The following is a 25,208-nucleotide window of genomic DNA, read 5'->3' as shown; positions in this document are numbered from 1 at the left end:
GCGATCAGTCGCGCTTGGCCGGGCGCAGGCCGTGGCCGTGCAAGGTCGTCACCTTTTCCTCGTCCGCCGGCTCGGGCGGCTGCACCGACGGCGGCGCGGCCGCACGGGGCATCTCGGCATGGAGCGCCTCCGCCGGTTCGGCGATGTCGGCCCGCTGCGGCGCGGCGGGCGCGATGGCGAGATCGGGAACCAGCGGCGCGCGCAAATCCGCATGCGCCTGCTCGACCGCGCGGGCCATGCGCAGGGCGGCGAGCAGTTCGCCGGCGGTCATGGTGTCCGTGCCCGCCTGGGGCTGGCCCTCACGGCGCAGGCTGGCGTGGACGATGCACAGGATGAACACGAGCACCGCCGGCAGAAGGTCGATGGAGATGGCGCCCGCCCAGCTCGGGATGAAATCGGAGGCATAGCGCAGCACCGCTTCGGCGGGCGAGATGTGCTCGAAACGCGGCGGCACGTAAGCCGGCATCTGGATCACCTTGTCCGCCGCGCCCGCGAGCGCTTTCGACTGCGCCGCCACCGCCCCCTGCACCCGGCCCACCACCTCGTTCTGCCGCCCGACCACATCCGGGGAGCGCCCATCGGCGGCGGGCGCGATGAAGCCAGAGGCGAAATCGGTGGCCGCGCGCTTCACCGCCGGTGCAATGGAGGCCTGCTGGAGCGCGGTCAGCACACCCGCGAGCGCGGTCGCCTCGCCGCCGAAGGCGTCGGCGCGCGGCGTCACGCGCCCCGAGCCGGAGGCCAGCTCACGCATGGTGGCAAGATGCTTGGCGCCTTGGTCATAGGCCTCCTTCACCTTGTCGCCGGAAGCCGCGACCTCCTTGGAAAGAGCGCCGAGCTGGCTCGCCATTTGGGTCAGCAGTTGCACCACGGTGCCGGACCCGGTGGTGCCGGTGAGCGAGCCGGTGCGCTCGGCATCCGCCAGTTGGGAGAACCGCGCGGCCGCCATGGCGATATCGGGCGCCAAGCCCTGCGCGGCCAACGCCTTGCCGTGATTTTCCTCCAGCGCGCGGTCGTAATCCTCGATCGCCCGTCCCATGTGCTGCTCGATGGCGGCGGAGCCCGCGAGCGCGCTCGCGTTCAGCCACGAGCACATGGCGACGATCATCAAAGATCCCAGAGCCATGGCACCGAACATCAGGGCTCGGCTCGCGGCATCCTCCACGTGGGGCAGGAAGCGCATCATGAAGGTCCAGAAGGCATAGATGCCGACGGACACCGCGACTGAATAGATGATGGCCGCGAAGAACACCGCCGTGGCGCTGCCGTCCAGCAATTCCCGCACGCCGATATAGGTATAAACTCCGCTTGCAAGGGCAAGCACCATCAAGCAGATGCGCGCCGTCGTCTCAAGTTGACGCACACCATCCCGCAGGGCCGTGGCCATGGCGATCTCCATGCACGCCCCGCGGGGCTGCATCAATGTCTGTAGGAACAGTCAGATGATGCAGGATTAACCATGAAATCGGTCGGCATTTTGTTGCGATTACGCCGATTTCGGCCGTGCCGCGTTCAAGCTTCCTCTACGTTCGCCCGCCGCTCCGGCTCGGCGAAGCCGGCCACCATGCCATCTGCCTCGAACGGCCGCGCGACCTCCACGAAGGTGTCGGGGTAGAAGCCGTTGAAATGGGTGCGCAGGGACAGAGAATAGGCGCCGATATGGCCGATCTCGATCCAGTCCCCGGTGTCGATGCTCTCGGGCAGATAGAAGGGGCGCGAGAGCACGTCCACGCTGTCGCAGGTGGCGCCATAGATGCGGAACGGCACCACCTTGTCCGAGGAGCCGACGCGGCGCCGCCGGGCGGGATCGGGAATGTGGCGGGCGGGCAGCAGGATCTTGCCGGTCCAGCTGTCGGACAGCGAGGCCCAGATGCCGTCGTTGATATAGAGCCGCTGCCCCTTCTTCAGCAGCACCCGCACGATCACCGAAAAGGCGCGGGCGACAATCACGCGCCCCGGTTCCGCCACCAGGGGCGTATCGGCAAAGCCATGGCGCTTCACCGCGTCCATCACGGTTCCCATCAGGTCCGGCAAGGGTGGCAGGGCCGGCGCCGGGCGGCGCGGGTCCTCGGCATAATGGGCCGGAAACCCGCCGCCGATGTCGAGCACCGCGATCGGCACCTTGGCGATGTCCCGCACCTCGGCGGCGGTTGAGATGGCGCGCTCATAGGTGGCGGGGTCCACCATCTGGCTGCCCACGTGAAAGGCGATGCCGCAGCGAAAGCCGATGTGGTGGATGCGCTGGAGCAGTTCGGCCGCATGCATGGGCGCCGCGCCGAACTTCTTGGAGAGTTCGTAGGCCGCCTCCCCCTTGCTGGCGATGCGGACGAACAAGGTGATCTGCGTCGGGTCGAGATCGAGCGCCCGCACCATGCGCAGGATCTTGGCGACCTCGTCCTCATGGTCCAGCGCCAGCACGGAAATGCCGTAGCGCTCCAAGGCGAGGCGGATATCCGACTGTGCTTTCACCGGGTGCATGTAGAGCAGCTCGGCCCGCGGCGCGGCGGCACGGGCGGCGGCGAATTCCGCCGGGCTCGCCACGTCGAACGCGGCGATGCCGAGGTCGGCGAGGGTTTCCAGCACCATGGGCTCGCCATTGGTCTTTACCGCATAGGCGGTCTTGCCGGGAAAGGCGGAAAGAAAGGCGCGCGCATCCGCCCGCAGCACCGAGGGGCGGAAGCAATAGACCGGCTGATCCGGCCGCAGGCGCAGCGCCGCCTCGCGTCCGGTTTCGAAGCGCGCCAGGGCGCCCTGCCCTTCTCCCACCGCTTGCGATGCGCCGATGATCTCGGGGGCGAAGCGGGTGTGCGACATGCGGGCATCCCTCTCGTTGACGCTGCGGGAGCGTGATGGCGGGGCGGCCTCGCCCATGGCACCCGGGCGGGCGCGGGTTCGGTCCGAAGCGGCATGATGCCGGAATTTCGCAGCACAAGGATGGCGGGACGATCGCTTTTTCCGCCGGTGTGTCTCCGCTGCGCTTGACCGGGACAATTGCCGGTTCCATCGTCCCGCCAAATATCGGATTGTAGTGACGGGAGAGTGGGAATGGGTCGCACGATGCGCAGCGGGCGGGCTTTTGCCGGGATCGCGGCCATGTTGGCCGGTCTCGCCGTTGGAGTGCCTGCCAAGGCTGCGAGCATTCTCGACAATTTCTGGCTGCCCAACGACAGCTATAGCGGCGACCTTCCCGCCTGCACCGAGCCGCTCGCGCTCGGCACCATCTCCATGCGCTTTGCCGAGACCGAGCGCATGTATTGGAACGCGCCGCTGAACATCGTGTCCTATTCCAACGTGCGCGAAACCGCCTTCCGCCCCTGGGGCGAGGCGTTCCAGCCGCGCCGCTATTGCACCGCCAAGGTGGTGCTCTCGGACAACAAGATCCACCAGATCGACTATTCCATCATCGAGGACTCCAGCTTCCAGGGCTACACCTGGGGCGTGGAATGGTGCGTGAACGGGCTGGATCGCAATCTGGCCTACGCGCCCGGCTGCAAGATGGCCCGTCCGTGATTCGACGCTTCTGCGCCGCCGCGCTGCTGCTGCTCCTCGCGGCGGCGGGTGCGGCGCGGGCCGAGACGCCGGGTACGCCCGGCGCTTTTGATTTCTATATCCTCGCTTTGTCCTGGTCGCCGACCTATTGCGCGGAACAGACCCGCGCCGACGGCGCCCAATGCCGCGCTGGCCGGCCGTTCGGCTTCATCGTCCACGGCCTGTGGCCGCAGAACGAGCGCGGCTATCCCCAATCTTGCCAGAATCCGGCGCCCTACATTCCCAACGAGACGCTCAATGGCATCCAGGACCTGATGCCGAGCCGCGGCCTCGTGATCCACGAATGGCGTCGGCACGGCACCTGCTCGGGCCTTCCGCCCGATGCCTTCTTCGCCAAGCTGCGGGCGGCACGCGAGAAAATCACCATACCGACGGCGTTCATCGCCCCCACCGAGGCCGCCACGGTGACCCCCGCCGAGATGGAGAGCGCCTTCATCGCCGCCAATCCCGGCCTGACGAACGAGATGATCGCTGTCGATTGCGGCGCCAACCGCTTGCGCGAAGTGCGGGTTTGCTTCAGCAAGGACCTTACATTTCGGCCCTGTCCCGAAGCGGACCGGCGGGGATGCCGGGCCGGGCGCACCCTGCAGGTTCCCCCTGTGCCGGCGCCTCCCGCGCGATAGGGCGCAGCGAAGGCCGACGCCGCCCATGACGTATCGCCGATGAATTATCGCCACGCCTTCCATGCGGGAAACGCCGCCGACGTGATGAAGCACGCCGCCCTCGCCCGCGTGCTTGCCTATCTCAACAAGAAGGACGCGCCCTATCGCGTGCTCGATACCCACGCGGGCGCCGGGCTCTACGATCTCGGCGGCGCCTCGGCGCAGCGCACCGGCGAAGCGGACGCCGGCATCGAGCGGGTGCTGGAAGCCGACCTTCCCGCCCCGGCGGCCGAACTGCTGGCGCCCTATCTCGACGCGGTGCGCCATCTGCGCACCTATGCCGGCGCGCGCCGCTATCCCGGCTCCCCCGCCCTGGCGATGGCGCTGGCCCGGCCGCAGGATCGCTTCCTGTTCTCCGAACTGCATTTCGAAGAGCGCGCGAAGCTGGAGAAGAACGTCGGCGACGACCCGCGCGTGAAGGTGCTGTCGCAGGATGGCTGGAACGCCATCGCCGCCCATCTGCCGCCGCGCGAACGGCGCGGCGTCGTGCTGGTGGACCCGCCGTTCGAGGAAGGCGGCGAGTTCCAGCGCCTCGTGGGCGCCCTCACCACCTTCCGTGAGCGGTTCGCCACGGGCATCCTTATGCTCTGGTATCCCATTAAGGATCTGCGGGCGGTGGATGCGTTCCGCCGTGAGGTGGCTCAGGTGGGCCTGCCGAAGACGCTACGGGTGGAGCTGGATTTCGCCGAGGTGCGCACCACTACGGCCCTCTCCGGCAGCGGGCTCATCATCGTCAATCCGCCCTTCACATTGGCGGATGAGATGCGGGTCATCCTGACCGCGCTCGCACCGCTGCTGGCCCATGACGGCAAGGGCCGCTCGCGCATCTCCTGGATCGTACCCGAGCGCTGAGTTCGCGCCCTGCGCGCGCCCCATGCGAAAAAATCCATAAGGCCCCTTCTCGCATATGGGAAAGGGGTTTAGCTCTGCTGCGGGACCCTCACGCCAGAAGAGCCAGCCTCATGCGCCTGCGTTATTCGCCTTCCTCGCCCTTCGCCCGCAAGGCGCGCGTCGCCGCCGACCATCTCGGCATTCCGCTGGAGCTGGAAACCGCGGACACCATGAATGCGGAAGACACCGTCCGCCAGCAGAACCCGCTTGGCAAAATCCCCGTCCTGCTGCGCGACAACGGCCCGGCCCTGTTCGATTCCCCGGTGATCCTCGCCTATCTCGACCATGTCGCAGGCGGCGGACGTATCCTGCCCGAGGATGCGGAGGCGCGCTTTACCGCGCTGCGGCTGGAGGCGCTCGCCGACGGCATCATGGATGCCGCGCTGCTCCAGGTCTATGAAGGCCGCTACCGCAGCGCAGACAAGCGCGTTGAAAGCTGGGTGGAGATCCAGGCCGGCAAGGTGGCCCGCGCCCTCGCCGAGTTGGAAGCCGACCTGCCCCCCGAGGGCGAGCCCAATGTCGGCGACATCACGCTTGCGTGCGCGCTCGAATATCTGGACTTCCGCCTCCCCGGCACCTGGCGCGAGGGCCATCCGCAGCTGGTGGGCTGGTTGGAGCGCTTTTCCGCCCGTTGCCCGGTGTTCTCGGCCAGCAAGCCCGGCTGACCCGCGTGCCGCCGGTGGTGCCGCCGGCAGCAATGCTTCCAAAGCGGAAGCATCTCATCTTGACCTCGCGTCGCTCTGCGTGCTGGCTGGAGAGGGTTCAGCTCGCCGGTCCTCCGGGCCGGAGCGAACCACCAGCGTCGTTCGCCCGGGACAAAGCCTGGCGGGCGGCGGAGGCCCGGTGAGAAAATGTCCCATCTGCTGATCGTGGATGATGAGCCCGAATATCTCGACGAATTAATCGAGGCCTTGGGGTTCGACGATCTGAAGGCCCATTCTGCCCGCAGCGCGGCGCAGGCGCTGGAGCTTGTCCACACGCACCCGCGCGTCAACGTCGTGCTGACCGATATCCGCATGCCGGATCTCGACGGCATTCGCCTGCTCAATGAAATCCAGCTGCGCTATCCCGAGCGCGCGTTCAAATTCATCGTGATGACGGGCCACGCCTCCTCCGAGGACATCACGCGGGCGGTGAATGCCGGCGTGGAGGCCTGCCTGCCCAAACCGCTCGTGATGGAGGAGCTGCAGCGCGTGCTCAGCCGCGTTCTGGCCCCTAGCGACGGCGATGGAAAGAGCTGAGGCGTGCGCAGGCTTCCCCGGCTCTTCCAAGCCCTGAACCTCGGGCGCCGCTCGCTGGTGGTCCTCGGCTCGATCATGTTGCTGGCCTCGATCACCCTGGTTGGGGCGATCTTGCTGTTCACGCTGCATCACAACGCGGAAGTGAAGGAATTCCGCGAGCTGGCGCAGCGCAACGCTTATCTGGTGCTCAACAGTTTCGACCAGACCGTCGCGCCCATCGACGCGGCCCTGCAGAATTTCGACCGGGAATTCTCGGCGAAATGGAACCGCCAGCAGGCTTATGAGGCGCTGCGCGGGTTCTCCCTGCCGAGTTCGATCGTGCTGCTCAGCATCATCGACCGCAACGGCAAGCTGGTCGCCACCAGCGCCGACCAGCCAGACTATGCCGCTCCGCAGATTGACCTTTCCGATCGCGAGCATATACGCGTGCACATGGACGGCAGCGCGGGCGAGAGCATGTTCATCTCCAAGCCGGTGCTCGGCCGGGTCTCCAAGCAATGGACCATCCAGTTCACCCGCGCATTGCATGCGGAGGACGGCAGCTTCGCCGGCGTGGTGGTGGCCTCGTTCAACATCCAGGAATTCCTCACCCTCTATAGCCGCGTGCGCACCGAGCCCAACGCCCTGATCGCGCTGATCGGGTTCGACGGCGTCGTGCGCGCCCGCGCTTCCGCCTCCACCAGCTTCGGCGGCGACGTTTCCGGCAGCCAGACCTTCAAGCGCATGCTGACGATGAACGAGGGCACCTACGAGACCAGCAGCGTCATCGACGGCATCGACCGCATCGGCTATTTCGTGCGCTCGCAACGCTATCCCATCATCGTCGTGGTCGCCTTCGACAAGGCGTTCGTGTGGGCGCAGACAAACGATTTCCGCCAGGTGATCTGGATCACCTTCATCGGCCTGTTCCTGATGCTGGCGGCGGTCGCGGTGATCGCCGCGCGCTACCTTCAACTCCAGGATCGCATGCGCACCGGCGTCATCGAGGCCAGCGCGCGCCAGCGCGAGGCGCTGTTCCTCCAGGCCATCGGCCGGGTGCCGGGGGTGTGCGTGATCCATGTCACGGTCAATGGCGTGGCGCAGGTGAGCGAGGACGAGGGCACGGTGATCGCCGAGCTGATGGCCGACTTCGTCTCCACCGACACCTTCCGCGCCACCCTCACCATGCTGCGCCGTCCCCTGCTCAGCCTGGAGCATTTCACACGCGACGGGCAGGAATACGAGGTCCAGGTCGTGATTGCGCCGCTGGAGCCGATCCGCCCCGGCAGCAATCCCGGCGCGACGCAGGAAGTGGTCGTTTTCGCGCTCGACCAGACCTCTCAGCGTATCGAGGCGAACAAGCTCTACCAGATGTCCAAGCTCGCCTCGCTCGGCGAGGTCGCGACCGGGCTCGCCCACGAGATCAACCAGCCTCTGGGCGTGATCCGCCTCGCGGCGGCGAACGGCCTCACCGGGCTGCGGCGCGGCCTCGCGCACGACCATTTGGAATCCAAGCTCAACCGCATCCTCCAGCAGACCATCCGCATGAGCCGGATCATCGACCATATGCGGATCTTCGGCCGGACGAGCGACGAGGTGTTCGCCCCTTCCGAGCCGACAGAATCCATTGAAGGCGCGCTGCAGGTCGTCGGCGCGCAGCTGCGCCTGCAGAACATCACCGTCCAGTTGCACGGCCACAGTGACCACGAGTGGGTCATGTGCCGCCAGGATCAGCTGGAACAGGTGCTCATCAACCTGCTCCAGAACGCGGCCGACGCGATCAACGAGAAGCGTGCGCGGGGCGGCGGCGAGGCCCAGGGGCTCGATACCATCGAGCTGTCGGTCTCCCCGTGCCGGTCGGACGGGCAAAAACCGATGGTCTACATCCGCGTGAAGGACAATGCCGGCGGGGTGCCGGACGCGGTCATCGAAAAGGTGTTCCAACCCTTCTTCACCACGAAGCCGGTCGGCAAGGGCACGGGTCTCGGCCTGTCGGTGAGCTTCGGCATCATACGCGATCACGGCGGCACGCTGAGCGTGGAAAACGATGCCACCGGCGCGGTGTTCACCATCGCGCTGCCCGCCGTGCCCGCGGACATGACCGGCGAGGCCCGGCCGTACCGCGGCGCAAGCGCAGGCATGGCCTAGAATATCTGAGACCCCGCCGCCGGCACCGGAGTCAGCGAGATTGGCCCGGCGCACCATCCCGGGCGCCGCAAAAAGGGCGCCCCTTCGAGCGCCCTTTTTGCCGTGGTCGGCCTGCTTTGGTGAAGGATCTGACTCCTTCGCGCGGAACGCTCTAGGCGCCCGCCAGGGCCGGCACGGACGGCACATAATAGCCCGGCTGCGACGGCACCGAGCGGAAGGCTTCCGAAAGGCCCAGCACGGTTTCCGCCCCGCCCAGAAGCAGATAGCCGTCCGGACGGGTGACGCGGGCGACCCGGCCGAGGATGTCCCGCTTGGTGGCGGCGTCGAAATAGATCAGCACATTGCGGCAGAACACGATGTCGAACATGCCGAGATTGCTGAAATTATGCAGCAGGTTGAGCTTGCGATAATCGACCATGGCGCGCAGCGCCGGCTTCACCTGCCAGTTGTCGCCATCCTTCTCGAAGTATTTCAGAAGCAATTGCACGGGCATGCCGCGCTGAACCTCGAACTGAGTGTAGCGCCCCTGCCGCGCCCGCTCCAGCACCTCCCCTGACAGGTCGGTGCCGATGATCTCCACCCGCCGCCCGCCGGTGAGGTGCGGGTTCTCGAGCAGCGTCATCGCGATCGAATACGGCTCCTGCCCGGTGGAGGCCGCGGCGCACCAGATGCGCAGCGGCTCGCCCGGACGGCGCGCCGCGTTCAAGGTCGGCAGCATGATCTTGGTGAAGTGCTCAAACGGCGACTTGTCACGAAAGAACAGCGATTCATTGGTGGTCATTGCCTCGAGCACCGCCTCGGCGATGACGCCCGACGGCTGCTCGCGGATGATCGCGGCCATGCGGGCGAAATCGGGAAGCTCGAACTTCCGCAGCAACGGCAGAAGACGGCTTTCCAGCAGATATTGTTTGTCGCTTGCGAGGATCAGCCCGGAATGGACTTTCAGAAATCTGGAGACCGACTCGAAGTCAACCGCGGAGATCATGCCCGTCCCCCCATCAGCAGGCGCGCGACCTTCGCGCCGATATTGTTTAAGGAAATCAATTCGCTGGCGTTCCCCGCCGCATAGGTGGCGCCGGGCATGCCCCAGACGACGCTGGATTCCTCGTCCTGCACGATCACGCTGCCCCCGGCATCGGCGATAACGCCCGCGCCCTTGGCCCCGTCGCTGCCCATGCCCGTGAGCACGATGGCGAGCACATGGCTGCCGTAGATCGCCGCGACGCTGTCGAACAACGGGTCAACTGCGGGTTTGCAGAAGTTCACCGGCGGACCGTCCGACAGGCGGATCACTGTGTCGTTGCCCGATTTGGCGAGCAGCATGTGCTTGCCGCCCGGGGCGATATAGATGCGGCCCGGCTTGAGGATCTCGCCATCGACCCCTTCTCCCGCCGTGCGCGCGGCGGCGCGCCCCACATGCTCGGCCAGGATGGCCGTGAAGGTGGGCGGCATGTGCTGGGCGATCACCACCGGCACATTGGCGAGGGCAGCACCGAAATCGCTGAAGATGCGGGTCAGGGCCTGCGGCCCTCCGGTGGAACTTCCGACCGCGATGATTTCCACGGGCGACATGGAATAGGGGCGCTTGCGGGCGATCTTCGCCGCCCCGCCGGCAGGGGCCGCCGCCGGGGTGCTGGACACGGCAGGCCGTGCCACGGCCGGCTGCTGGGGCGGAAGCAAGCCGGCCGGCGCCTTGACCGCTGCGGGCGAAGCCGGAGCGGCACCGGCCGCAGACGCTGGCGCGGCCGCGGGGCGCAGCGAGGCAGCCGCGGGGGAGCCCGCCGCGGACGTGCCACGCCGCCTGGCGCGATCGACAAGCCCGCGCAGCTTGCCGAGCAGCTCGGTGCGGAACTCTTCCGCCGCGATGTTGCCGCGCTCCGCACTGGGCTTGGCGAGATAATCGGCGGCCCCGAGGTTCAGCGCCTTCAGGCTGATCTCGGCGCCGCGCCTTGTGAGCGCGGAGGCCACCAGCACCACCGTATTCGGCCGGCGCTCCAGGATCAGCGGCAAAGCGGTGAGGCCGTCCATCTCCGGCATTTCAAGGTCGAGAATGATGGCATCAGGCGTCGTGCGCACCACGTCGTCCGCCGCGCGCTTGCCATTGGAATGGGTCGCGACCACCTCGAAGCTTTTGTCGCTGTCGAGCCAGCTGGAGATAATGCCGCGCACGAACACGGAATCATCGACAATCATCACGCGTATCGGTCCGCCAGCGGGCGGAGTTCCGGGGGGCGTCAGCGCCTGCGGGCTCATGTCACTGCCTTTTCCAATGCGCCGACTTCCTCCAGCTTCTCGCGAAGCAGATCGAAGTCGAAAGGTTTCATGATGTATTCGTTCGCGCCGGCCGCAATCGCGGTCGAGATGTGAGCAAGATCGTTTTCGCTCGAACAGAAGATCACCAGCGGCACCAGGCCCGCCGGCCGCGCGCGCAGCTGCGTGAGGAAGCCGAGCCCATCCACCACCGGCATGTTCCAATCCAGCAGGATCACATCCGGCAAGGCGATGTCGCATGCCGCGAGGGCTTCCAGGCCGTTCGCCGCCTCGGTCACACTGAAGGATAAGTCTTCCAGCATGCGCCGCGCGACTTTGCGCACGACGCCGGAATCATCGACCACAAGGCAAGTCTTCATGGGTTCATCCTGTTGGGCGGCCGGGCATTACGCCGCGCGATCGGTGGTGAGGCGGGCCAAGGCGAGTTCGACATCCAGCACCAGCAGCAGCTCGCCCGGCAGGCGATGCACGCCGACGGTGAGGCCGGCCCATTGCGGGTCGAGATTGGTGGGATTGGCCTCGCACGCGGCATGGTCGAGCATCATCACCTCGCCCATGGAATCGATGATGAGCCCGTAGGATTCTCCCTTGTGCTCGATGCCGACGGCCATACTGGCCTCGCCGCCATCGGGGAGCCCCAGCAGGCGGCGCATGTTCACCATGGTGACGATGCGGCCGCGCAGGTTCAGCACCCCCTCAATCTGCGGAATGCAGAGCGGGACATGGGTGACGTGATCGGGCACGAACACTTCCTGCACCGCCTCGATGGGCAGGCCGAACAATTGCGGCCCGATGCGGACGGTGACGAACTGCGAGCCGCCGGGGCTCACGTCCTGCTTGATGACGACGTGCTGGCTCATGCCGCTTCTCCATGGATGGCGCCGGTGAATTCCTTGAGCGCGGCGATCAGGCCGGCGCGATCGGACTTGGCGATGTAGTCGGTGAATCCGGCGGCGCGGCCGCGCTCGACCAGGTCGTAGGCGCCCTCGCCCGCCAGGGCGATGATCGGCAGGTTGCGGATCTGCGGATCGCCGCGCACCGCCTGGGCGAACTGGAAGCCGTCCATGCCGGGCATTTCGATGTCGCTGACGATGATGTCGAAGCGCGTTTCCCCGCCCAGCCGGTCGAGCGCCTCGCGGGCTGAGCCGCAGGCCGTCACCTCGAAGCCGTTGCCCTTCAGCACCGGCTCGATGAGGTTGCGATAGAAGGCGCTGTCATCGACCACCAGCAGCTTGCCGCCGGACTTGTCCCGCGTGCCGGAGAGGCGCTTGAACCAGCTGCCGAACGCCTGTTCGACATAATGGCCGACATCGAGGATCTCGGCGGCCTGGCCGTCGATGATCGCCGCGCCCAGCAGGTTGTCCGCGTCGGAGGACAGCTGCATGTCGAGGTGGGCATCCACCACGTCCACGATCTCGTCGACCACCAGGCCCATGGTCTGGCCCTCGTCCGAGAAGATCAGCATCGGCTGGGTGCCGGAGGTGGCGCGCTTCACCTTCTCGTTCACGTAGACGATCGGGATCAGGGCCCCGCGATACTGGATCACCGGGTGGCCGTTGACGTGCTCGACCTTGTTGGCTTCCAGTTCCTCCAGGCGCGTCACCAGCGAAAGCGGGACCGCCTTCAGCTCGTCCGAACCGGCGCGGATCAGCAGCAGAGGCGTCGTCTGTTGCTGAGCGGCGGTCGCGGCGGCGGCCGTGTTCTGCAGGTCGGCGCCGAGGTTCTCATCGGGCGAGGCGGCAACCTTGGCGAGGCCGACCGGATCCACGATCATGATCACCCGGCCATCGCCGAGGATGGTGCTGCCGGAGACCATGGGCAGCTGGCGCAGCACCGAGGCCATGGGCTTCACCACGATTTCCTCGGTATGGGAAACCGCATCCACCACCACGCCGAACAATTGGTTGCCGACCTGAAGCACGGCGATCAGCGCATCGTCGAACTTCTGCTCCTTGCTCTCGTCGGCAATGCCGAGCAATTGCGCGAGCGGAACGATGGGCAGAAGCTTTTCGCGCAGGCACAGCACCGGCGCTTCCTTCAGGCGCTTCACCTGGTGGAAGGAATTGGGCTGCACGCGCACCAGCTCCACCACCGAGCTTTGCGGCAGGGCGAACCGCTCGCCCATGGCCTCGACGATCAGCGCCGGGACGATGGCGAGGGTCAGCGGAATCTTGATGGTGAAGGTGCAGCCGGCGCCGGGACGGGAGGAGACGTCCACCGCCCCGCCGATGACTTCGATATTGCTGCGCACCACATCCATGCCGACGCCGCGGCCGGAAACGTTGGTGATCTTCGCGGCGGTGGAGAAGCCGGCGGCGAAGATGAAACGGAACACCTGCGAGTCCGGCATCTTCGCAAGTTCCGCGGCGGTGGCGAGGCCGTTTTCCTGCGCCTTCGCCTTGATCCGCGCGACGTCGAGGCCCTTGCCGTCGTCGGAGATCTCGACGATGACGTGGCCGCCCTCGTGATAGGCGGAGAGCCGGATCGTGCCCTTGTCGGGCTTGCCCGCGCGGCGGCGTTCCTCGGTGGTCTCCAGCCCGTGGTCGGCGGAATTGCGGACCATGTGGGTGAGCGGATCCTTGATCTGCTCCAGCACCTGCCGGTCCAGCTCGGTCTCCGCGCCAATCTGCTCAAGCTCGATATGCTTGCCCAGTTCCTGCGCCAGGTCGCGCACGATGCGGGGCAGCTTCTGCCAGGCATTGCCGATTGGCTGCATGCGGGTGCGCATGATCGCGCCCTGCAACTCGCCGGTGACGTTCGAGAGCCGCTGAAGCGCGACCTTGAAGTCGGAATTCTCGTCGCGCCGGGCGATTTCCAGAAGCTGGTTCCGCGTCAGCACCAGTTCGGACACCATGGTCATCAGGTGTTCGAGCAAGGTGACGTTGACGCGGATGGACTGGTTGGAGACGCTCAGCGCGTGATCCTCCGCGCGGGCGGCCTTTGCATCGTGCTCGACGGTCGGGACCGGCGCCGCGTCGCGCACCGCGGGAAGCGCGGCGCCGGGCGAAGCCGTGGCGGCCGGCGCTGCGGGAGCTGTGGCGGAGGCCTTGGCATTGTCCAGTTCCGCGAGCTTCTCCCGGGCGGCGGGCAACTCGACGGCGGTTTCGCGGAATACCCGCTCCAATTCATCCAGCGAAACTTCGCCGGGCTTGAGGGCGCGTTCCAGCTGCTGCATCACTGCCGCGACGCCCGGCTTGGGCTCGCTGACCGGCGCGGTGGCGCCGTTCATGAAGGATTTAGCGGGTGCTGCAACGGGTGCAGCCACAGGCGCGGGCGCAGGCGGCGGCGCGGCGGCGGCGGCCGGAGCGGCGGAGAGCGCATCCAGCTGGGAGATGAGATCCTCATCGGACCCGGCGGGTTCCGTTCCCTCCGAGGCCTCGATCTCGACCAGGATTTCCTTGATCCGGTCCACCGTGATGAGCACCAGATCGACCGCCTCGGTGGTCACTGGAATGCCCTGGCGAAACTGGTCCATCAAGGTTTCCGCGGCGTGGGCCAGCGTTGCCAGGCGCGACAGCCCGATGAAGCCGCAGGTGCCCTTCATCGTGTGCACCAGGCGGAAGATGTTGTTGAGAATCTGAGCGTTGTTCGGGTCCTGCTCGAACTTCACCAACTCGACGTCGGCGACGTCGAGGCTCTCATTCGTCTCAGTCAGGAACTCTCGCAGCAGATCGTCCATGGGTTCAACTCCGGGTCGAAGACAAGTAGTTCAGGCGCCCCGCGGGACCGCCCGGCCGCGCCGGAGAACGGCAAGGTCGGACCGCGCCGCACGTCTCGCTTGTGAGACGCCGGCGCACGGGAGCAGGCACGGTGGAGGCCGGATCGCCGGCCTCGGCTTTCGTTTGCGGGAAGGGACAGTGCCCCCGCCCGCTGGAGACGGCGGGACCGGTCAGGCCGCCCGCACGCGCTCTATGAAGATGTTCACCTGCCGGCGCAGGTTCGCCGCCTGGGAAGACAGGTCCGTTGCGGCGTGCACGATGTCGCCGGATACCTTGCCGGTGGTCGCGGCCACCGAGCTCACCTGGGTGATGCTGGAAGAGACTTCCTGCGTTCCCCGCGCCGCCTGATGGACGTTCTTGGCGATCTCCCCGGTGGCCGCGCCCTGCTCCTCGATGGAGGTGGCGATGGCAGTGGAGATCTCGTCGATGCGGCGGATCGTGCCGGAAATGCCCTCGATGGCGCGCACCACTTCGTTCGTCGCGCCCTGGACGGCGGAGATTTGCGAGGAAATCTCGTCGGTGGCCTTGGAGGTCTGTTCCGCCAGGGTCTTGACCTCCTGGGCCACCACGGCGAAGCCGCGGCCGGCTTCCCCGGCCCGCGCCGCCTCGATGGTGGCGTTCAGGGCCAGCAGATTGGTTTGCGAGGCAATGTCGGTGATCAGGTTCACCACCTTGCCGATGCGCGCGGCGCTGGCGGCGAGGCCCCGCACCACTTCGGCGGTCTCGCTGGCCTGGTCGGTGGCCTCACCGGCGATCTTCGCGGCGGAGGAAACCTGGGCGCCGATCTCCCGCACCGAAGCGGCAAGTTCCTCGGCGGCGGACGCCGCGGTCTGCACATTGCCGGTCGCTTCCTCGGCGGCGGCGGCGACGATGGTGGACTGGCGGCTGGTCTCGGCTGCCGAGGTGCTCATGGAGCTGGCGTTGCGCTCCAGCAGCGTCACGGCGTCCGCCACGGTGCGCACCACGCCGGAAACCTCGGCGTCGAATTGGTTCGCGAGCTGCTGCATGGCGGCGCGCTTATCGCTCTCGGCACGGCTGGCGGAAACCTCCTGCTGCGCCCGCAGATCTTCCGCGACCCGCAGCTTCGCCACCAATTGCTCGGTGCTGTTCCACAGATCGGCGATCTCATCCTTCGAGTGCGGCTTCTCCAGCGTGACGTCGAGCTTGCCCAAGGCGAGGTCATGGAGCGTGCGGGACACCCGGATGATCGGGCCGCTGAGCATGCGATTGCCAATGAACAAGGCGATGGCGATGCCGACCGCGAGCCCGACGACGAAGATGGCGATGATCATCGCCTGGACGCTGTCGTGCACGCCCTCCTGCTCGGCGCGCATGGGGGCCAAGGTGTCCTGGATCTTTGCGGTAAAGGTCCGCAGGGATTCCTGCAACGCTTTGCGATTGTTACGATTTTCGTCGGTATTGCCCTGGCGGTTCGCGGCCTGCGGACCCTCGCTCAGCGCGACCCGGGCGGTCTCGGTGCGGAATTCGCGAAACTTGGCGAGATCGGCCACGACGCGCGCGAAGGTCGCGCCATCGGCGGGCGGTGTCGTGACTTTGAGCTCGGCCAGCTTCTCATCGATCCGATCCAAAGCCTTGGCGAGGCCTGCGGCGAACTGCTTGGCGGCGTTCGCGTCGGTTGCCATGTAGAGGCCGCGCGATTCCATCACGACGACGGTCACGTCGCCATTCAGCTGTTCCGTCAGGAACGCCCGACGGGAAGTCTCAGCCAGGCTCTTGGCGATGTCGGCCTCACGGCCGAGGCCCCAGAGAGAAACCGCGCACACCAGCGCTGTCGCACATCCGAGCACACCGACGATGCTGTAGATTTTCCCAATGATCTTCACGGTTCGCCCTCGTTCTGCTAGTGCGCGGCCTTCGGCGGCGCAGCGGATTCTGCCGGCTTGATGGGCGCGTTGCTTCCGCTCGCCGCCCGCATGTCGGTCTTGTCGATGTAGTTGATGGAGTCGACGAGCACTTCTTGAATAACATCACCGTTCAGGTGTGCATTCGTGCTCACCTTGATGCGGTCCATCATGTCCTTGATGTTGTATTTCGACAGTTTCCCAGTATCGACGCGGCCGTTGTTGTAGATCTCGGAAAACGCGTCATTCACCACGAAGATCGCCGGATCCAGCGGCAACTGGCGCAAGGTGGTCGCATCGGCGGTGAAGACCAGTTTGGCGAGCACATAGCCCTTCACCTGACCGTCGATGATCATCGGCACGGTGATCGGCTGAAGGCGCTTGTATTCGAGCCCCGGCATATAGGGATCCGCGGTCTTCGCCTTCGCGACGCCGGCCGCCCAATAAGCGGCGCCGTAGCTGGAGCCGAGCGCGACCACGCACACCCAGAGCCCGATGATGATGAAGCGGACCATCGCTCAGACCCCGTCCTTGGACGGCATGCTGGAATAGGTCCCATCGGATTCCGCGTCACGCAGAGCATTGGCAAGAATGCCGCTGATCTCCTGCGAAGCGGCGAGGTTGATGGACAGCAGATAGAGATTGCGCGCGAGCTTATCCCGCACCACGCCGAGCCGGTGGGCGACGGCGGGATCGACCTCCGGCGGCAGCGCCCGGCTGGCGCGGCTCAGCTCCAGCAGGCTCCGGCTCTTCCGGCGGTTGATCTCGTGCAGATCGATCGGCAGATGAGCTTCGAGCGAGCCGGTTTCCTGATCGATGATCTCTTCGAGCCGGTCGAGGGCCGCGATCATGGTTTCGCGCGCGGGCCCTTCCGGGCTAAGCAGGCGCGGCAGGACGGTGGACTCTTCGTGTCTCATCTGTCGCATCCTCAGGCGGCGGAGCTGGTGGCCGACACGACCGGGAGCGAAGGCGCGGCGGCGGAAGCCGAAGGCGTGAGGCGCGCCTGGGCCGAAGCGATGCGGTCCGCTATGCCTATGCCGCCATGCTTGGCCACCTGATCGGCGACTTTCTCCGCGAGCATGGACTTCCAGATCTGCCCGGCATTGCCGCTGCCATAGACGGCGGCGGCCTTGCTCGGCAGCATGGATTGCACGAATTGCGACAGCACCATGCTCTCGAACCGCCGGTGGGCCGTGGCCGCGGGGCTAGAAACGGCGGCGGAGGTCTTGGTGAGGGCGGTGGCGTTCTGAAGGCCGATGGACGACGTCGAAGCGTAGGCCAGGCCGTTCGCAGCGCCAAGCGCGCCCTCCTGGCTCATGGCCTGGGAGAAGCCCGAGCCGAGCGCCTTGAGGTTCGACGTGATCTTCTGGGTGCGGGCCGGATTCCCGGCCTTGACCACGTCCATCACAATGTCTGTGGTGAGTTGAATGCCCATGGCCCGATCATCAAACGGTGTTTCGACCAGGGCAGTTTGCGGGCGCTTGCTTATGTGAGGCTTGCATCCTTCGGCGCGGAAGCGCCCGGCCGCAACGCGGCAGATTCTGTCAGTTCCTGAAAGGCCTTACGATCTTCGTGCGCGCGTGTTTCGCGCGCCACCCGATCGGCCATGCGCTCGGCCCGCTTGAGGGCGAAGGCCTGTTCCTGCACCCGCTCAGCCTGCGCCGCCTCTTCGATGGCGAGGCGCGTCGCCTCCTGCGAGAGGCGCGTCAGCGAGCGCGAGACCATGTCCACCAGGAGCGGCCCGAACAGGGTGTTGTTCAGCGTCTCCATGATGCTCGCGCGATCGCGCTCCAGCTCCGCCTGCTCCTTGCGGATGCGAGCGAGATCCCATTCGGCGGTGCGGTGCATCTGCGCCCGCACCCCGACGATGCGCTTGGTGGTTGCCCGGCGATCCCCCATGTCCCTGCGCGCTCCCTATCCCGCCGCCAGCCATTGGCTGAACGCCATCATGAATCCGGCGAGCAACTGGTCCATGATCGCGTAGAGCAGCAGCATGCCGCCGGCGGTGACGAACGGCGTCGCGATGAAATAGACCGGAAGCTGAGGCGTGAACTTATTGGTGATGCCCACCGCAAAGTTGACGATGATGGAATAGACGATAAACGGGCTCGCGATCCGCAGAGCGAGCAGAAAGGCGGTCGTCAGTTGGTCCACCACGTCGCTCAGCCCGAGGCGCGCCGTGAACACGGTGCCGGGCGGCAGGCGGCGATAGCTGTCGAACAGTGCGCGGACCAGTTCGAGATGCTGGTCGCTGACGAACAGCAGGGTCATCGCGCTGAAGGCGAACAGGGTGGCGATGGGCGGCAGCATCTCGTCATCCTCGATCATCGTTCCGGCCATGGAGGCGAGGCCGATTGATTGGGCGATGGCACTCGCCATGGATTGCAGGGCGAGGAAGAAAATCCGCGCCAGCAGGCCGATCATGGCGCCGGTCGCGGTTTCCGACGCGATCGCGCCGAGCAGGGTGAAGGCGCTCGCCCCGCGAACGAATCCCTCGACGCCCGGCTGGAGCATGGGCACGAAGGCCAGCGACAGGCCGATGGCGAGGAACAGGCGGAACTGGGGAGACAGGTGCCGTCCGCCCACGCCGGGCATCAGCATCAGGCACCCGCCGATGCGGCAGAAGATAAGGAACGCCGAGATCACGCCCTCGGCGGCCAAGGCATTCACGAGATGGTCCCGAGGGACTGAACCTCCACCCCGCGTGCAATTTCAACGTGCGACAGCACCGGCAGCGCGGGGAACATGCGCTCGATGATCATGCGCACATAGGGGCGCGCGTCCGGAGCGGTAACCAGGGCGAACGGCCGGCCTTCGCGCAGATGCTCGCGCACCGCAGTGGCAGCCTCCATGCCAAACTGCTCCACAAGGCGCGGGTCGATGTCGAACTCCACCACGTCGCCCTTGGCATCGCGCTTGAGGCTCTGGTGGAAGGCGAGATCCCACTTGCCGCCCAACCGCAGCACGCGCAGCACGCCGCCCTCGGCGAGATCGCCGCAGATCTGCTGCGCCATGCGCATGCGCACATGCTCGGCCACCTGCTCGGAGCGGCGGGCATGGGGGACAATCTCGGCGATCGCTTCCAGGATCAGGTGCAGGTTGCGGATCGAGACCCGCTCCGCAAGCAGCAGCTTCAGCACCGCCTGGAGGCCGGAATAGGAGATCTGGGCCGGGCACATGTCCTCGATCAGGCGCTTATATTCGGGATCCAGCCGGTCGAGCAGGTTGCGCATGTCCTTGTAGGACAGGAGCTGCGGCAGGTTGTTAGCGATCACCTCGCTGAGATGGGTCAGGATCACGCTGATATTGTCGATGGGCGAGAAGCCCTCGCGCTTCACCTCGCCGGCATAGGCCTCGGGGATCCACATCGCCTTCATGCCGAAGGCGGGCTCGCGCGTGTCGTCGCCCGGCACGTCCGGCCGCTCCCCGTCGCCCAGCACCACCAGCAGTTCGCCGATGCGCATCTCCTGCGAGGAGACCACGGTGCCGTGGATGCGGATCTGGTAATTCTTGGCCGGAACGCTCAGGCTTTCGGTCATGCGGATGTCGGGCACCACGAAGCCGTAGCGCAGGGCAAACTTGCGGCGCATCTTCGCGATGCGGTTCTGCACCTCCACCGGCAGCCGCAGGACCTGGCCCGAGAGCTGCTTGCCGATGCCGACCTCGATTTCCGCCGTGCGCAGGGATTCCTTGACCGAATTCTGCGCCTCGCGCGCCGCCTGCTCGTCGCTCTCCTGCTGCTTGGCTTCTTCCTCGGCCCGCTTGCGCGCCAGCTTGCGGGGGATGGAATAGCCGACGAACGCCATCGTCGCGCCCAGCAGCGCAAACGGCACAAACGGCAGGCCGGGCATGATCGCGAGGCCGAACATCAGGCCGGCGGAAACGAACAGGGCGCGCGGATAAGCGCCGAGCTGTCCGAGCACCGCGACTTCCGCGCGGCCGCGCGTTCCACCCTTGGACACAAGCAGGCCGGCGGAAAGCGACACGATCAGCGCCGGAATTTGCGACACCAGCCCGTCGCCCACCGAGAGACGGGTGTAGATATCCGCCGCCTCGGAGAGCGGCAGGCCGTGGCGCGTCACGCCAATGATGATGCCGCCGAAGATATTGACGGCGATGGTGATCAGGCTCGCCACCGCCTCGCCGCGCACGAATTTGGAGGCGCCGTCCATGGAGCCGAAGAAGGCGCTCTCCTCCTCCAGCTCGGAGCGCCGCAGCTGCGCTTCCTTGTCTGTGATGAGGCCGGCGTTAAGATCGGCGTCGATCGCCATCTGCTTGCCGGGGATGGCATCGAGGGTGAAGCGCGCGCCGACTTCCGCAATGCGAGTCGCGCCCTTGGTGATGACGAGGAAGTTCACCGTCACCAGGATCATGAAGACCACGATGCCGATGACGAAATCGCCGCTCATGACGAGTTGCGAGAAGCCGTGGATGATGTGCCCGGCCGAGTTCACCCCATCAGATCCATGGGCAAGGATGAGGCGCGTCGTCGCCACCCCGAGCGCGAGGCGCAGGATGGTCGCAAGCAACAGAACGGTGGGAAAGGCGGAGAAGTCGAGCGGCTTCTGAATCCATAAACCGACCATGAGGATGAGCACGGCCAGGGCGATGGAGAGCGCGAGCCCGATGTCGATCAGGAACGGCGGGACGGGGACGAACAGGATCGCCAGGATCGTGACGATGCCAATGGCAAAGCCGATATCGCGCCGTGACTGCGGCGGCACCGCTGCGACCCTCACCGGAACGTCCGACATCGTCTGGCGCCCCTCCCCCGAGGCGAGCTAGGCGCATCCGGCTGCGGGCAGTCCGGGCGCCGTGCGATAGTTTTAGAATCCCGTTGCGATGCGGCCGTAGATGCCTTCCGTGAAGGCGAGGATCTGCGAGCCCATGAAGGACGCGGTGAGCGCGGAGACCACGAGCACCGCGATGATCTTGGGAATGAAGGTCAGCGTGACCTCCTGGATCTGTGTCAGCGCCTGAAGCAAGGCGATGACGATGCCGACGATCATCGCCGCCGCGACGGCCGGGCCGGCGGCAACGATGATGGTCCAGATCGCGGCATGGACCACGTCCAGCGCATCGGCTTGGTTCATGTCAGGACAGCGTGACGCCGGCGCCGAGGGCGATGGTGGAGCCGTTTGAGAGCGTCGCTACGGGACCGCCGGATGTGATCTGCACCGAGGTCACCTGGCCGCTCACGGAGCCGTCCGCGGAAGTCACCGTGCGGCCGAGCGCCCGGTCGGCGGTCTGCAGCGCCGTGGCGGAGAGCAGAGAATCAAGCTTGGTGTTGCTCGCCACGCTCTGTTCCACCTGCGAGAAGGACGCCAGCTGAGACATATAGGCGGTGGAATCCATCGGCGAGGTCGGGTCCTGGTTCTTCAGCTGGGCCACCAGGAGCTGGAGAAAGGAATTGTAATCCACGCTCGCCGGCTTGCCGGCGGGAGTGGAGGAAGAGGTGGTGGCCGTCTGGCCGGTCGTGGACCCCTGAAGGCCGGAAATCGCTGTCATCTGAGATCCTCCTGCCCCTTCAATGGCCCATGAAGGTTGCGCGAGGCCGACTTCCGTTTCAGGCCGCGCGCGGCGGCTGGACGCCGCGTCCCAGAATCTCGTCCTCGATCGGGAACAGGGCGCGCAGGGTGCGCAGCGCCTCGAACGTGCGCCCGCCCTCCATCAGCTGAGCGACCCCATCCAGCGCGAGCAGCACCGTCTGGTTGGAGAACGAGCCGAACAGCGCCGCCAGTTGCTGGAAAAACAGCGTGCGTGCGGTCGCCGCATTGACCGGATCGACCAGGATGGCCTGGGCGACGAAATAAAGCTGCCGCAGTGGCGTCGTGGTGTCTTCCACCTGCATGACGTGGCTTTCCAGCAGGAAGGTCACATCGTTCAGCAGCTCCAACGTGACCTTGCGATCCACCCGCAGGACGCCGCCATTGATATAGATCTTCTCTCCCGGCCGCAGGCTGATCTGCATCGTCTTGCTCATCTCAGCCCGTCCCGGATGGTCCGGTTGATGTCTATGAGTCCGGCGAAATTCTGCGAGCGGTCCTGCACGATCTGGTCGGCCTCCTTTAGCATCCACAAGCCGATGGAGATGAGGTTCGCGCGCAGCGCTTCCGCCAGTTCGTTGTTGGGATTCGCCAGGTCGCGGATCAGGAACGCCCACAATCTCTGCAGATATTCGAGCGCGGCGGTCGCCTCGTGCGAATTGGGGCCGGCGTCGGCCGCCACGGTCAGCAGCTCGATCGCATGGTCGAGCGCCATGCGCTCGCGCTCGCGTGTGACGGCGCCCGATTCCTCGAAGATCTCGTCATATGAAAACCGATACATCGCGCCCTCCTCCGGCTGCTTTAGACGTAATTGAGAATGCTCAGTTGCATGAGCTTAGCGGTGGTCGCGTAAGACATCTGGAGCTGAGTGGTCAGCGTATCCATGCGCGTCTTGGCTTCCGCCGGGTCCACCCCTTCCAGGGCGGAAATCTGGGCCTGCGTCGCCGCCACGACCTGTGCCATGCTGTCGTTCGAGCTGGCCACCCGCTGCTGGGTGACGCCGAGCGCCGCCTGGGTGTCCGTGACGCCGGAAACCGCGGAACCCACCACCGTGCGGGCCTTGTCGAGCACCACCTGAAGCGTGCTGGCCGACATCTTGCCGATGCCGAGATCGCCCACCATGGCATAGGCCATGGCCAGTTCGCGCATCGGTTTCGTATTTGCGTTGGTGGAGACGGTCGCGCGCTCGTTCTGCGAGATCCGGCTGACCAGGTTCTCGTTGGATGCGGACGACCAGGACGTGCCCCAGGCCGGATCCTTGAACATGTTGGCGAATTCGGTGTCGAGGAAGCTGGACATCGCGGCGGGCGTAATATTCGCGATCTGCGGATCGTTCTGCGGATCGGTGGGATCGAGCCCGAACTTGGCAGCAAAGGCGGCGTTGAGCGCTGCCTTCGGAGCGGCGCTGTAGTCTGCCACCGGCTTTACCGAGCTGTTCACGCCGGCGAAGATGAAGCGCTTGCCGTCGCTGGTGTTCAGCGTCGCCGTGAGACCGTTCATGGAGGTCCGCCCCTGCGCCTCCAACGAAGCCGCGCCGCCGGACGTGTCGGGCACGGACATCAGGCTCTGGAGAAAGCCGTTGGCCGTATTGGCAATGTCGGTGAGGGCATTTTGCGTGAGGCTGAGCTGATTTGTGGTCAGGGCGTTGGCGTCGATCAGCGACTGCACCGCGGTTTCCTTGGTGTGCAGGTCAACGCTACGGCCGGTGGTGATGCCGAGCGTCAGCCCCACGTCGGCATGACGGCCGGTCGCGATCTCGGTGTTTGCCTTCGACACCTCCGATTGCAACTTCGGCAGCGTGTTCAGCGCCGCGCTCGTCCACGACAGGGTGGAGATGTAAGAGCTCATCATGTCATTCACCTGATGGCCGCAAAGAGGGAATCATAAAGCTGCCCGACCACGCCGATCAGCTTCGAGGAGGCCTGGTAGCTGCGCTCCAGCTCCAGCTGCGCGGCATATTCCTGGTCCAGATTGATGCCGGTGGTCGTGGACAGGGCGTTGGAGGCCTGGGAGAGCACGGCACTCGCACTATCGGACGCGGCGGAGGCACTCTGCCGCTGCGCCTCCAGCCAGCTCACGGAGCCCGCCGCGAAAGTCGCAAGATCGGTTCTCGAGGATAGCTGGCCGGCGGGATCGAAGGTCCGCGCCGCCTCCAGCGTCGTCACGGTCGCCTGCAGATGGGCGCTGTATGCGGCGGCGGACGCGGTATTGACGACATAGGCCGCGCCATTGGCGCCGCCGTCCCGCAGCAGGGCTGGGCTGCCGCCGAGCGTCGGATCGAACGCCGAATTCACCGCGATCACACCCGCGAGGCCGGGAGTCAGCGCACCCGGCACGCTCGCCGAGCCGGGAGTGAAGAGGCCGGGTAACGTCGGCGCGCCGCTCGCCGACTGGTCGCTTTCAGCGAACGTCGCCACCAGACCGCGCGCGACCTCGTCGAGCTGGTTCTGATAGGTGACCGTGAGGGAATCCCGCACGGTCGTGAGGCCCGCGATCTCTCCGCTCTGCACCGGCATGGCGGCCGAAGGACCGCTGACCGATACGCCATCCACGAACACCGAATTGCCGGAGGTCGCCGCGTCGAACACCGGAGTGGATTTAAAAGAGACGGTGCGGGCCGTGGTCTCGAACAAGGTGGCGCCGCTGTCCGTGTAGACCACCATGTCGTTATGGGCGCGTGTCACCGTGGTGACGCCCATCTTCTCGGCGATCTTGGAAAGGATGGCGTCGCGCTTGTCGAGGGCATCCGTGACGTCGATGCCGTTCTCGCTGCCGACCACCACCGCCGTGTTCTGCGCCTGGAACTGGGTCAGCAGATCGTTCACCTGGCTCACGGCGTCGGCGATCTTGCTGTCGGCGGTGCCGCGCAATTGCTGCACCGTCATGGTCGCGGTGTTGAGGCCGATGGCCACATCCTTGGCTGCAGTCACCACAGCCGTTGCGAGGGTCGTATTGTCGGGCGCGTTGGCATAGGTGTTCAGCGCATTGTCGAGCGCACCGAGCTTGGCCGCCGGAGACGTGGACGAGGTGGTGTCGCCGACCGTGAGCTGAAGCTGTCCCAGCCCCTGCAGCACCGCCTGCTGCCCCGCGCTGGCCGAGGTGGCGCGGAGCGTGCGCTCATACAGCAGATTGTCGCTGGCGCGCGTGATGTTGACCACGCGTGCGGATCCGTCCGCCGTCGTGGTGGTGACGGTGATCTTGCGGGATGCCGAAGGATCTCCGGCGCCGGCCACGTTCCGGCTCGACGTCGCAAGCTGCGTCGCCGTGGTGAGCAGCGAGGACTGCGCGGTATTGAACGCCGTCGTCAGGCTCATGACGCACTCACAAGATCAAGAGGAAGAAT

At 66.1% G+C, this 25,208-nt stretch carries 26 protein-coding genes; 6 read left to right on the top strand and 20 right to left on the bottom strand.

What is annotated here, in order from left to right:
• Positions 1-4: 4 nt before the first annotated feature.
• Positions 5-1,384 carry a hypothetical protein gene (locus V5F68_RS06745; RefSeq protein WP_394013868.1) on the bottom strand — a complete coding sequence of 460 codons (1,380 nt, stop codon included), beginning with the start codon at positions 1,382-1,384 and terminating at the stop codon, positions 5-7.
• A 125-nt stretch (positions 1,385-1,509) separates the two neighbouring features.
• Positions 1,510-2,742, bottom strand: a complete 1,233-nt coding sequence (locus V5F68_RS06740; protein ID WP_394013997.1) for a type III PLP-dependent enzyme domain-containing protein — start codon at positions 2,740-2,742, stop codon at positions 1,510-1,512.
• 300 nt (positions 2,743-3,042) lie between these two features.
• Between V5F68_RS06740 and V5F68_RS06735 the strand changes: the two genes are divergently transcribed.
• The 6 genes from V5F68_RS06735 to V5F68_RS06710 all read left to right on the top strand — a co-directional run bounded on the left by V5F68_RS06735 (position 3,043) and on the right by V5F68_RS06710 (position 8,467).
• Entirely contained in the window at positions 3,043-3,507 is a 465-nt protein-coding gene (locus V5F68_RS06735; RefSeq protein WP_394013866.1) for a hypothetical protein, read from the top strand.
• Positions 3,504-4,169, top strand: a complete 666-nt coding sequence (locus V5F68_RS06730) for a ribonuclease T2 family protein (RefSeq protein ID WP_394013865.1) — start codon at positions 3,504-3,506, stop codon at positions 4,167-4,169. The genes V5F68_RS06735 and V5F68_RS06730 overlap by 4 nt, the downstream gene beginning before the upstream one ends.
• Positions 4,170-4,208: 39 nt before the next feature.
• Complete coding sequence (locus V5F68_RS06725; RefSeq protein WP_394013863.1) at positions 4,209-5,060, top strand: 23S rRNA (adenine(2030)-N(6))-methyltransferase RlmJ; 852 nt, start codon at positions 4,209-4,211, stop codon at positions 5,058-5,060.
• A gap of 110 nt (positions 5,061-5,170) precedes the next feature.
• On the top strand, positions 5,171-5,764 hold the full coding sequence (locus V5F68_RS06720; RefSeq protein ID WP_394013862.1) for a glutathione S-transferase N-terminal domain-containing protein: 594 nt from the start codon (positions 5,171-5,173) through the stop codon (positions 5,762-5,764).
• A gap of 186 nt (positions 5,765-5,950) precedes the next feature.
• Positions 5,951-6,340, top strand: a complete 390-nt coding sequence (locus V5F68_RS06715) for a response regulator (RefSeq protein ID WP_394013860.1) — start codon at positions 5,951-5,953, stop codon at positions 6,338-6,340.
• 3 nt (positions 6,341-6,343) lie between these two features.
• On the top strand, positions 6,344-8,467 hold the full coding sequence (locus V5F68_RS06710) for an ATP-binding protein (protein ID WP_394013858.1): 2,124 nt from the start codon (positions 6,344-6,346) through the stop codon (positions 8,465-8,467).
• Between the two features lie 151 nt (positions 8,468-8,618).
• Here V5F68_RS06710 and V5F68_RS06705 read toward each other — a convergent pair whose 3' ends face one another.
• The 18 genes from V5F68_RS06705 to flgK form a co-directional block, all read right to left on the bottom strand.
• The gene (locus V5F68_RS06705; protein WP_394013996.1) at positions 8,619-9,449 is read right to left on the bottom strand and encodes a CheR family methyltransferase; all 831 of its coding nucleotides are present in this window, start codon (positions 9,447-9,449) and stop codon (positions 8,619-8,621) included.
• Entirely contained in the window at positions 9,449-10,660 is a 1,212-nt protein-coding gene (locus tag V5F68_RS06700; RefSeq protein ID WP_394013857.1) for a protein-glutamate methylesterase/protein-glutamine glutaminase, read from the bottom strand. The genes V5F68_RS06705 and V5F68_RS06700 overlap by 1 nt, the downstream gene beginning before the upstream one ends.
• Positions 10,661-10,716: 56 nt before the next feature.
• On the bottom strand, positions 10,717-11,097 hold the full coding sequence (locus V5F68_RS06695) for a response regulator (protein ID WP_394013856.1): 381 nt from the start codon (positions 11,095-11,097) through the stop codon (positions 10,717-10,719).
• 27 nt (positions 11,098-11,124) lie between these two features.
• Positions 11,125-11,598 carry a chemotaxis protein CheW gene (locus V5F68_RS06690; protein WP_348846293.1) on the bottom strand — a complete coding sequence of 158 codons (474 nt, stop codon included), beginning with the start codon at positions 11,596-11,598 and terminating at the stop codon, positions 11,125-11,127.
• Positions 11,595-14,417, bottom strand: coding sequence for a hybrid sensor histidine kinase/response regulator (locus V5F68_RS06685; protein WP_394013854.1), 2,823 nt, complete (start codon positions 14,415-14,417; stop codon positions 11,595-11,597). The genes V5F68_RS06690 and V5F68_RS06685 overlap by 4 nt, the downstream gene beginning before the upstream one ends.
• Positions 14,418-14,627: 210 nt before the next feature.
• Entirely contained in the window at positions 14,628-16,301 is a 1,674-nt protein-coding gene (locus V5F68_RS06680; RefSeq protein ID WP_394013852.1) for a methyl-accepting chemotaxis protein, read from the bottom strand.
• Between the two features lie 17 nt (positions 16,302-16,318).
• Positions 16,319-16,834, bottom strand: coding sequence for a hypothetical protein (locus V5F68_RS06675; protein WP_394013851.1), 516 nt, complete (start codon positions 16,832-16,834; stop codon positions 16,319-16,321).
• A gap of 3 nt (positions 16,835-16,837) precedes the next feature.
• A complete protein-coding gene (locus V5F68_RS06670; protein ID WP_394013849.1) occupies positions 16,838-17,236 on the bottom strand; it encodes a hypothetical protein in 399 nt (132 codons plus the stop codon).
• 11 nt (positions 17,237-17,247) lie between these two features.
• Complete coding sequence (locus V5F68_RS06665; RefSeq protein ID WP_394013848.1) at positions 17,248-17,754, bottom strand: rod-binding protein; 507 nt, start codon at positions 17,752-17,754, stop codon at positions 17,248-17,250.
• Between the two features lie 50 nt (positions 17,755-17,804).
• Positions 17,805-18,218: a hypothetical protein gene (locus V5F68_RS06660; protein WP_394013846.1), complete on the bottom strand. Its 414-nt coding sequence runs from the start codon at positions 18,216-18,218 to the stop codon at positions 17,805-17,807.
• A gap of 15 nt (positions 18,219-18,233) precedes the next feature.
• Positions 18,234-18,989, bottom strand: coding sequence for a flagellar biosynthesis protein FliR (gene fliR / locus V5F68_RS06655; protein WP_394013844.1), 756 nt, complete (start codon positions 18,987-18,989; stop codon positions 18,234-18,236).
• The gene (gene flhA, locus V5F68_RS06650) at positions 18,986-21,073 is read right to left on the bottom strand and encodes a flagellar biosynthesis protein FlhA (protein ID WP_394013843.1); all 2,088 of its coding nucleotides are present in this window, start codon (positions 21,071-21,073) and stop codon (positions 18,986-18,988) included. Before flhA ends, fliR begins: the two co-directional genes overlap by 4 nt.
• Positions 21,074-21,145: 72 nt before the next feature.
• Positions 21,146-21,412 (bottom strand): flagellar biosynthesis protein FliQ, encoded by a 267-nt coding sequence (gene fliQ / locus V5F68_RS06645; RefSeq protein ID WP_394013842.1) that lies wholly within the window; start codon positions 21,410-21,412, stop codon positions 21,146-21,148.
• Position 21,413: 1 nt separating this feature from the next.
• Positions 21,414-21,827 (bottom strand): flagellar hook assembly protein FlgD, encoded by a 414-nt coding sequence (gene flgD, locus V5F68_RS06640; protein WP_394013841.1) that lies wholly within the window; start codon positions 21,825-21,827, stop codon positions 21,414-21,416.
• 58 nt (positions 21,828-21,885) lie between these two features.
• Complete coding sequence (gene flbT / locus V5F68_RS06635; protein WP_394013840.1) at positions 21,886-22,302, bottom strand: flagellar biosynthesis repressor FlbT; 417 nt, start codon at positions 22,300-22,302, stop codon at positions 21,886-21,888.
• Positions 22,299-22,646 carry a flagellar biosynthesis regulator FlaF gene (gene flaF, locus V5F68_RS06630; protein ID WP_394013839.1) on the bottom strand — a complete coding sequence of 116 codons (348 nt, stop codon included), beginning with the start codon at positions 22,644-22,646 and terminating at the stop codon, positions 22,299-22,301. The genes flbT and flaF overlap by 4 nt, the downstream gene beginning before the upstream one ends.
• Before the next feature lie 20 nt (positions 22,647-22,666).
• A complete protein-coding gene (locus V5F68_RS06625) occupies positions 22,667-23,716 on the bottom strand; it encodes a flagellar hook-associated family protein (protein WP_394013838.1) in 1,050 nt (349 codons plus the stop codon).
• Between the two features lie 5 nt (positions 23,717-23,721).
• Positions 23,722-25,179 (bottom strand): flagellar hook-associated protein FlgK, encoded by a 1,458-nt coding sequence (flgK, locus tag V5F68_RS06620; RefSeq protein WP_394013837.1) that lies wholly within the window; start codon positions 25,177-25,179, stop codon positions 23,722-23,724.
• Positions 25,180-25,208 lie beyond the last annotated feature (29 nt).

Origin of the sequence: Roseixanthobacter pseudopolyaromaticivorans (assembly GCF_043195145.2) — a bacterium.
Classification (GTDB): Bacteria; Pseudomonadota; Alphaproteobacteria; order Rhizobiales; family Xanthobacteraceae; genus NCEH01.
Note: the sequence above shows the minus strand (reverse complement) of the source record. Positions and strands in the feature narration are given on the sequence as shown.

Bases quoted from the DNA above. Each gene is read 5' to 3' on its own strand.
- V5F68_RS06700 (WP_394013857.1), bottom strand. From the start codon at position 10,660: ATGATTGTCGATGATTCCGTGTTCGTGCGCGGCATTATCTCCAGCTGG.
- V5F68_RS06720 (WP_394013862.1), top strand. From the start codon at position 5,171: ATGCGCCTGCGTTATTCGCCTTCCTCGCCCTTCGCCCGCAAGGCGCGC.
- V5F68_RS06725 (WP_394013863.1), top strand. From the start codon at position 4,209: ATGAATTATCGCCACGCCTTCCATGCGGGAAACGCCGCCGACGTGATG.
- V5F68_RS06745 (WP_394013868.1), bottom strand. From the start codon at position 1,384: ATGGCCACGGCCCTGCGGGATGGTGTGCGTCAACTTGAGACGACGGCG.
- flbT (WP_394013840.1), bottom strand. From the start codon at position 22,302: ATGAGCAAGACGATGCAGATCAGCCTGCGGCCGGGAGAGAAGATCTAT.
- V5F68_RS06715 (WP_394013860.1), top strand. From the start codon at position 5,951: ATGTCCCATCTGCTGATCGTGGATGATGAGCCCGAATATCTCGACGAA.
- flgD (WP_394013841.1), bottom strand. From the start codon at position 21,827: ATGACAGCGATTTCCGGCCTTCAGGGGTCCACGACCGGCCAGACGGCC.
- V5F68_RS06665 (WP_394013848.1), bottom strand. From the start codon at position 17,754: ATGGGCATTCAACTCACCACAGACATTGTGATGGACGTGGTCAAGGCC.
- V5F68_RS06670 (WP_394013849.1), bottom strand. From the start codon at position 17,236: ATGAGACACGAAGAGTCCACCGTCCTGCCGCGCCTGCTTAGCCCGGAA.
- V5F68_RS06675 (WP_394013851.1), bottom strand. From the start codon at position 16,834: ATGGTCCGCTTCATCATCATCGGGCTCTGGGTGTGCGTGGTCGCGCTC.
- V5F68_RS06625 (WP_394013838.1), bottom strand. From the start codon at position 23,716: ATGATGAGCTCTTACATCTCCACCCTGTCGTGGACGAGCGCGGCGCTG.
- flhA (WP_394013843.1), bottom strand. From the start codon at position 21,073: ATGTCGGACGTTCCGGTGAGGGTCGCAGCGGTGCCGCCGCAGTCACGG.
- V5F68_RS06695 (WP_394013856.1), bottom strand. From the start codon at position 11,097: ATGAAGACTTGCCTTGTGGTCGATGATTCCGGCGTCGTGCGCAAAGTC.
- V5F68_RS06690 (WP_348846293.1), bottom strand. From the start codon at position 11,598: ATGAGCCAGCACGTCGTCATCAAGCAGGACGTGAGCCCCGGCGGCTCG.
- fliQ (WP_394013842.1), bottom strand. From the start codon at position 21,412: ATGAACCAAGCCGATGCGCTGGACGTGGTCCATGCCGCGATCTGGACC.
- flaF (WP_394013839.1), bottom strand. From the start codon at position 22,646: ATGTATCGGTTTTCATATGACGAGATCTTCGAGGAATCGGGCGCCGTC.
- flgK (WP_394013837.1), bottom strand. From the start codon at position 25,179: ATGAGCCTGACGACGGCGTTCAATACCGCGCAGTCCTCGCTGCTCACC.
- V5F68_RS06660 (WP_394013846.1), bottom strand. From the start codon at position 18,218: ATGGGGGATCGCCGGGCAACCACCAAGCGCATCGTCGGGGTGCGGGCG.
- V5F68_RS06685 (WP_394013854.1), bottom strand. From the start codon at position 14,417: ATGGACGATCTGCTGCGAGAGTTCCTGACTGAGACGAATGAGAGCCTC.
- V5F68_RS06735 (WP_394013866.1), top strand. From the start codon at position 3,043: ATGGGTCGCACGATGCGCAGCGGGCGGGCTTTTGCCGGGATCGCGGCC.